General features: G+C 42.0%; 8 protein-coding genes. All 8 read right to left on the reverse strand.

Features of this window, described 5'->3' with window-relative positions:
• Positions 1 to 1,257 (reverse strand): D-alanyl-D-alanine carboxypeptidase family protein, encoded by a 1,257-nt coding sequence (locus RDS42_RS09855; protein ID WP_308783509.1) that lies wholly within the window; start codon positions 1,255 to 1,257, stop codon positions 1 to 3.
• Between the two features lie 82 nt (positions 1,258 to 1,339).
• Entirely contained in the window at positions 1,340 to 2,134 is a 795-nt protein-coding gene (locus tag RDS42_RS09860; RefSeq protein WP_308783510.1) for a zinc dependent phospholipase C family protein, read from the reverse strand.
• Positions 2,135 to 2,150: 16 nt separating this feature from the next.
• Positions 2,151 to 2,720 carry an SMC-Scp complex subunit ScpB gene (scpB, locus tag RDS42_RS09865; RefSeq protein ID WP_308783511.1) on the reverse strand — a complete coding sequence of 190 codons (570 nt, stop codon included), beginning with the start codon at positions 2,718 to 2,720 and terminating at the stop codon, positions 2,151 to 2,153.
• A gap of 17 nt (positions 2,721 to 2,737) precedes the next feature.
• Positions 2,738 to 3,523, reverse strand: a complete 786-nt coding sequence (locus RDS42_RS09870) for a segregation/condensation protein A (RefSeq protein WP_308783512.1) — start codon at positions 3,521 to 3,523, stop codon at positions 2,738 to 2,740.
• Entirely contained in the window at positions 3,507 to 4,349 is an 843-nt protein-coding gene (locus RDS42_RS09875; RefSeq protein WP_308783513.1) for a metallophosphoesterase, read from the reverse strand. Before RDS42_RS09875 ends, RDS42_RS09870 begins: the two co-directional genes overlap by 17 nt.
• A gap of 17 nt (positions 4,350 to 4,366) precedes the next feature.
• Complete coding sequence (locus RDS42_RS09880; protein WP_308783514.1) at positions 4,367 to 5,395, reverse strand: molybdopterin-binding protein; 1,029 nt, start codon at positions 5,393 to 5,395, stop codon at positions 4,367 to 4,369.
• 121 nt (positions 5,396 to 5,516) lie between these two features.
• On the reverse strand, positions 5,517 to 6,695 hold the full coding sequence (locus RDS42_RS09885; RefSeq protein WP_308783515.1) for a D-alanyl-D-alanine carboxypeptidase family protein: 1,179 nt from the start codon (positions 6,693 to 6,695) through the stop codon (positions 5,517 to 5,519).
• A gap of 71 nt (positions 6,696 to 6,766) precedes the next feature.
• Positions 6,767 to 7,768, reverse strand: a 1,002-nt coding sequence (gene cls / locus RDS42_RS09890) for a cardiolipin synthase (RefSeq protein WP_308783516.1), incomplete at its 5' end; no start/stop codon positions are given.

Consider the following 7,768-nt stretch of genomic DNA (forward strand, 5'->3'; position numbering starts at 1 on the left):
TTAATGAAAAAATTCGTGAAAAACCTGATCCATACACCAGAAAAAAGAGAGTTCCTTTACCGTTCTGTCTGATGTCACAGGATAAGAGGCAACTGGCCTGCCGTCAAGACTGCACGTATAGGTACCAATCTGTTCCCCTTTTTTCACAGGCGCCTGCAGTTCTTCCTGCAGATCCAGGCTGTAGCTGAGACTTTCCCCTTTTTTCAGAAGGATTCTTTTTCGTCTGTCTTTTTCTGATATGGAAACCACTCCGTGAACAATCGCCTTATCGCCAATCGTCATATTTCTTTCTACGCCATTTTTTACTTCTACGCTGCAGTTTCCCGGAACTTTCCAAAGTGCTTCATAAAAAAAATTATTTTTTCCGTACTCAAGGAGTTTTTTTGTATCTTTCCACTTATATGTCTTATTGTTCGGCCATCCACAGCCTAAAAGAGAAATGATCAGAAGTTTTTCTTCCTGTCTGCACGCACATACATAACAATATCCTGCATCTCCTGTAAATCCGGTTTTTCCCGAAAGAACTCCTTCGGTCATATCCAGAAGGGCATTTGTGTTGCGAAGGGAAAAAAAACGTGTTTTATTTAAGTCAGAAAATGTATATTCTCTGGTTTCGGTAATTTTAAGGAACGTTTTATTGTTTATGGCATATCTCATAATAAGAGCAAGATCACGTGCTGTTGTATGATGTTTTCCATTTTCATCCTCTGCGTCCAGTCCATTAGGAGTAATAAAATAACTATCCGTACACCCTATTTCCTCAGCCTTTTCATTCATCATTTCTGCAAATCCCTCAACAGACCCTCCAATATGCTCTGCAATTGCCACGGCAGTGTCATTATGGCTCATCAGCATCAGCGAGTACAGAAGATCTTCCAGATAATACTGTTCTCCTTCCTCAAGCCCCAGCTGTACATCCGGCTGTGCCGCCGCTTTAGAAGAAACCATTACATAATCATCTCCTGCCCCGTTTTCAAGGGCAAGGATACATGTAAGTACCTTGGTGGTACTGGCATTTGCCCTCGGTGTATCTCCACCCTTTTCATAAAGAATTCTTCCGGAAAGCCCATCCATAAGCACTGCCGACATCGAATAAAGGCTTCCGGGGTTTCCTTCTGACGCAGGAATATCAAGCTTCTTCTTTTCCACAGTATTCTTTTCAGCAAAAACCTCTGCCCGCACATTTTCCCATATACCTGAAATGCTCAGAAAAAAAATGACAGACGGCAGCAGAATCTTTAAAACAGCTTGTCTCATATCCATACCCCTCTTTTTTGATTATAGGATAATTCTATGCATACAAATCTGCTTTATTCTGCCTTCCGTCTGTCATATTGCTTCATCCGTTATAAGTGCGGTTCCAGCGTTTAGAAAGAGGAAGCTCTTCTTTTGAAAGACTATATAGCTCCTCTATATAGGCCGGAGCCTCTTCTGCCGCCTGGTCAAAATACCGATGCAGTTCTTTTACAGGTTTTTCTGATCCCGGCACCGGATCTTTTTCCATAAAGAATTCCAGCGCAGAACGGGATTTCCTTTTTCCGGCTATCCGGGTAACCAATGCAACAAGAAAACGCCTTTTCCCTCTATTATCATACACCATTGCATTTGTAAGGAATTTCATCATTCTTAAAGAAACAAGAATGTCCCTTGTTCCCAGTCCTGGGAACATTTTGCGAATCACCCTTGCATAGGAAACCTTAGGAACAATGCAGTCCGAAGGATAGAAATGATATGGATTTTTATTTGTTTCCAGCATAAGGGTCCTGTCAAATTCTTTTTCAAGAAGTGTATGCGTGATCACCTTGGCTTTTGCCATATCTTCCACATAAGGATGGCATACACTGTCCAGGAGATAATGGCATCCAAAGCCCAGAAGATACGCAAGAAGCCTTTCATCATCCCGGGCACGCACCATGCTCATTCCTCTCAGAAAAAAGGAGGCTGCCGGTATACTGTGCATTTCCACACCAATACTGCTGACAGAAAGATTCGTCAGATCATAAAAAAGAATATCTGGACCATGAAGTCCAATACGAAACAGATCTCCATTTTTTCGGATCACTTTTCGAATCTCTTCCGGAAGCTGTTTATATACTATTTTTCCAAACAAATCATGGGTATATGTAGTTGGCATAAATGTCTTTCCTTTCTTATACGTCCAGCCTGAGCTGGATTTCCTCTTCTGCTTCTGCCTTAAAATCTTCCATCTGTACCGGATCCATCACCGGCAGTTCATCTATTGCCTGCACCCCGAAAGAGCGCAGAAACTCTTCTGTGGTACCAAAAAGAATGGGACGTCCCGGTGCATCCAGTCTCCCAAGTTCTTTGACAAGTTCATATTCTACAAGCTTATTGATCGCATGGTCACATTTTACACCTCGTATCTTTTCTATCTCTGCTTTTGTAACCGGCTGTTTATAAGCAATGATAGATAAGGTTTCCAGCATAACATCCGAAAGAGCCGGCTTCTGCGGATGCATGGCAATCTGAATCAGATTATCATAAAATTCTTTTTTTGTGCACATCTGATAAGATTGTTCCAGTTCAATAATCTGGATCCCTCTGTCTTCCTCCTCGTATCGTTCCATCATATGATGGATCAGCTTTCTGGTAGTATCTTTGTCCTGACCTACCGCCTCGGCAATTCGAGAAAGCTCCACCGAATCTCCCATAGCAAAAAGAATAGCTTCAATTGCTGCTTCTGTTCTTTTTATTCCCATAATTCTCCTTATTCCGATTATTCGTCCGCAAATTCTGTCAGATGCCTCCACGTTTCCGGGTCTTCTCTGACCTCAATCTGAATATCATCAAATAATGTTTCCTGTTCTGCATGGATATATCCCATCTTCATTAATTCAAGGATTGATAAAAATGTCACGATCATCTGAATACGGGACGTCTGTCCCTCCATCAATTTCCGAAAGCTGAAACTGCGATGGCTGGCTGCGTATTCTTTCATTTCCAGCATTTTATCTGAGAGACTGACTTCCTCCTTTTCAATCGTTCCGAATTTGCTTCTGATCGGATCGATCTTCGCCTCCTGTTTTTTCAGAATAGATTTATAAATCTGATTCAGCTTTTCCAAAGTAAGAGAGGCAAGCAGTTCCTGGGGATCTACCGGTTCCCGGTATTTCAGTACTTCCTGGGGGATTGTCGCTTTTTTATAAAACACACCAGCCGCTCCATCCAGCTTATCCTTTAGTTCATAGGACATAAACTTGTACATTTTGTATTCCAGAAGTTTCTGTACAAGCTCCTCTCTCGGATCCTCTTCCTGACCTTCTTCGTTTACTTCCCTTGGAAGAAGCATTTTACATTTAATATCCAGAAGCGTGGCAGCCATTACAAGAAATTCACTCATCGTCCCCAAATCTTCTGTTTCCATTCCATGTATATATTCCATATACTGATCTGTTATCTCTACAATCGGAATATCATAGATATCGATCTTATTTTTCTCTATCAAATGCAGAAGAAGATCCAGCGGTCCTTCAAACACGTTGATTTTAACAGATATCGCCATCTTCTGTATATTCTCCTGTTTTTCTGTTTATTCCTTCGGGAATCAGCTCCGCGATGATCAATTCTCGCGGATTATGGATCCGAAGGGGAACGGTATGTTCTCCAAGCCCTGCGCTGACCAGCATATGCTTATTTTCTTTGTGAAACTCCCCGCAGCAATATGGCGGCAGAAACAGATACTGCGGGCATGCCAGTCCATAATGCTCACTGAGTCTCAGAACGCCGCCGTGGTAATGACCTGACACAGTAAGATCCGCACCCCATTGAAAATAAGCATTTCCATATTTTGGGTTATGAGCCAGCAATACAGACACTCCATATTCGGAAGGCTTTCCGATCAGTTTCTCCAGCACTTCCTGATCCGGATAGGGAGATGCCGGCTTTCTGTAATATTCCATAGGAAGTTCCAGTCCATAAAATGCAAACTCTGTCCCTTTAATCTTCATGAAAACATATTCGTTATGAAGGAAACAGACACCGGCGTTTGTCAGTACCCGTTCATAGTTTATATATTTTTCTGTGGTCTCCGGATTTATAAGCATTTTATTTTCATGATTCCCCATAGCATAAAATACCGGAAGGCTATTGGCAAGGCGACAGAAAAAACCGGCAACTGCAGCTGCTGTAGAAGGATCCGAACTAACCACCATATCTCCTGCAACAAGGACCGCATCTGCTTCGGCCGATTCGATAGCCTGAAAAAGCTCCTGATTTTCTTTTCCATACACAAATCCATGAAGATCAGCCAGTATGGCCAGACGCACACACTGACCTCCCCTCAGCTTTTTCGTCCTGATCTGATATGTTTTTGTTCTGAATGTCTTCATACTTCTCCTCTGGCGTTTTATTTGCCAAATCCGCAATTAGGGAAGGTACAGCTCTCACAGCCAAGGCAGAGACCACCTTCTCCATATGCAGCAATCTCTTCCCGGGTTACCGGATCATCCGCCATAATTCTTGGCAGGATCAGATCAAACACTGTCCTTTTTGCATACATAACACAGCCAGGAAGTCCCAGCACAGGAATTTTTCTTTCACCTCTTTGTATATACGCCAGAAGCAGCATCGCTCCAGGAAGCACAGGAGCTCCATAAGTTACAATATCCGCACCTGTATCCTTGATCGCACCCGGCGTACGATCATCCGGATCTACACTCATTCCTCCGCTGCAGATCACCAAATCCGCACCTTCGTCAATAAATTTCAGGATATCTGCTGTGATCTGTTCTCTTTCATCGCCTGGAAGAGACTGACCAATGACCTCGCAGGGATATTCTGAAAGCTTATCTCTCAGAACAGGAGTAAAGGTATCTTTGATCAGTCCCTTTTTTACTTCACTTCCGGTTGTAACAATACCCACTCTTTTTTTCTGAAATGGCAAAATAGCGAACAGAGGGTTCTCGCCTGCAGTCTGAACCGCTCTGTCCATCTTTTCTTTTTCGATGACCAGAGGAATGATCCTGGTACCGGCAATCTTATCTCCCTTGTGTACCGGAAAATCCCCATGGCGTGAGGCAATCATCATCTCTCCCAGGCCATTTACTGCTATAAGAGCTTCTCTGCGTATTTTTAAAAGTCCGTCACATTCAGCGATCAGCTCGATTTTTCCCTCTTTAACCTCTGTTCCATACATATGGTCTCCGGCACAGATATCATATAAAATCTCTGCCGCCTCATTTTCATGAAGGATTCCTTCCTGTTTTTCCCATACATAAAGGTGTTCCTTTCCTACAGATAAAAGCGCAGGAATGTCTTCTTCTTTTACTACATGGCCTTTTTTAAAAAGCACACCTTTTTTTTCATCCTTTATAATCTGTGTGATATCATGGCAGAGGACATGACCTACTGCATCTTCCGTTCTGATTTCTCTCATTTATTTCATTCCTCTCAAAACTTTGACATTTGTTTATTTGAAGCTTATTATACCCCTCAGCATGGCTTTTTGTCAAAAAAATCGTACTCTTTTCAAACAGCTGTTTCCTGATTTGCGGAATCTAAAGACAAAAAATCTCTGCCACATTTTTCAGGCAGTCCATATAACCCGCTTTTGAAATACTTTTTCCATAAATGACAGATGCTCTCCCAATTTCTTTCTTATCCTGACTGTAGATTATTTCTCCGGCCTTCTGACCTTTTTTTACAGGTGCCTCCACCTCCTTTGGAATCTTTAGCGTTTTCCGGATATTTTCTATCCCGGCACCATCTGTGCTGAGATAACGAAACTGTTTTTCATAAACAAGTGAGACTGTTTTTTCTTTTCCTTTTTTTACTGAAATCTCCGGGAGTTTTACAGGTGTTTCATCTTTATACAGACGGCATTTTGAAAACCCCTGATCCAAAAGAACAGACGCGTCCTTTATCCTGGATTTTGAATCCGGCGCCGCCATCACCACTGCGATCATAGTAATGTCATTTCTCTGTGCCACCGCCGAAAGACAGAATTTTGCCTTGCTGGTACTTCCCGTTTTTAGACCTACACATCCTTTATACGTCCGCAGAAGCCGGTTGGTATTTGACAGACCGAATTCCTTTGTGCCCTGTCTGGTCGTATGTAAAATAGTATCCATCCACACCGAAGAATAATCCAGTATCTGAGGATATCTGTTGATCAGTTCCCGGCTCATAAGAGCAATATCATAAGCAGTCGTATAATGACCGTCTGAATCCGTAAGCCCGCAGCAGTCTTCAAAATGAGTATTATTCATTCCAAGCCCTGCCGCACGCTTATTCATTTCTTTTACAAATTCCTGTTCATTTCCTGAAATATGCTCTGCCATGGCTACACTGGCGTCATTTCCTGAAGCGATCACAATACATTTGATCATAGTCTCTACCGTCTGTTCTTCTCCCTCTTCCAGAAAAACCTGAGATCCCCCCATGGATTTTGCATATGCGCTTGTAATAACTTTATCCTCCATTTTCAGACTGCCGTTTTCCAGCTGATCAAAAATAAGGAGAAGGGTCATAATTTTAGTTACACTGGCAGGGCTTCTTCTTACATCTTTTTCTTTCTGAGCAATCACTGTTCCGGTTTCCGCTTCCATCAATACATATTCCGGTGCACTGACAACAGGCTGCTCCACCGCTGCTTCTGCATATGCTGATACTGTCTGTGAAAAAACTGTGCTCAGCAAAAGAAGCACATAAAAAAAGTTCCTCCATTTATGATTCATAGATCATCCTCCCACAGGGATATTCTATTCTATTCTAAATGGAGAAACATAAAAATATGACAGTTTCTGTTTTACAGCAAGGGGGCAAAAGCCCTTAATACACTCTGAAATCCCCGGATAACAATATTCCTGTTTTTACAGAAATCAATACTGATCGGTTCACAATAGCGCATCGTTTCCAAAAAGTCATCCAGAATATCCTGGATCACCTTATTTTTGTAAATCCAGACACCATCTTCAAAATGGAGATACAGGCTTCGATAATCCAAATTTATGGTACCCACTACAGCAATCTCATCATCACAGACAAAAGACTTTGCATGGAGAAATCCAGGCTGATATTCATAAATTTTCACTCCTGCCTCTATCAGCTGTTCATAAAAAGACTGCGTAAGTAAAAATACCATTTTTTTATCCGGAACTCCGGGAGTCATGATCCGTACGTCCACCCCTCCCTTTGCAGCAAGGCAGAGAGCTGTCATCATCTCGTTGTCAATGATCAGATACGGTGTGCAGATATATACATATTTTTTTGCACGATTAATAATATTCAGATAAATATTTTCCCCTAACACTTCTCCATCCAGAGGTGTATCACTGAATGGCTGTATAAAACCACTGCCCGAAAATTCCTCAGGATGATACGTATGAGGCAAATAGCGTTCATAATCAATAGGTTCCCTGATCCCGTTTATCACATGCCACATATGAAGGAACATAATAGTCATATTCCAGACTGCCTCTCCTCTCAGCACAACTGCTGTGTCTTTCCAATGTCCAAAACGTTCTTTTTGATTAATATATTCATCTGCCAGATTGATTCCGCCTGTAAAACCAGTTTTTCCGTCAATCACACAGATTTTTCGATGGTCACGGTTATTCTGAATAATGTTCAGCACCGGACGGAAAGGATTAAACACCTTACATTTGATTCCTTTTTCCTGCAGGAATTGATCATATTTATGAGGAAGCGTCGTAAGGCATCCAAACCCATCATAAATCAGTCTGACATCCACCCCTTCTGCGGCTTTTTTTTCAAGGATATCAAGGATCGTACGCCACATTACACCATC

It is taken from the genome of uncultured Blautia sp., assembly GCF_902497045.1.
Lineage (GTDB): Bacteria > Bacillota > Clostridia > Lachnospirales > Lachnospiraceae > Blautia_A.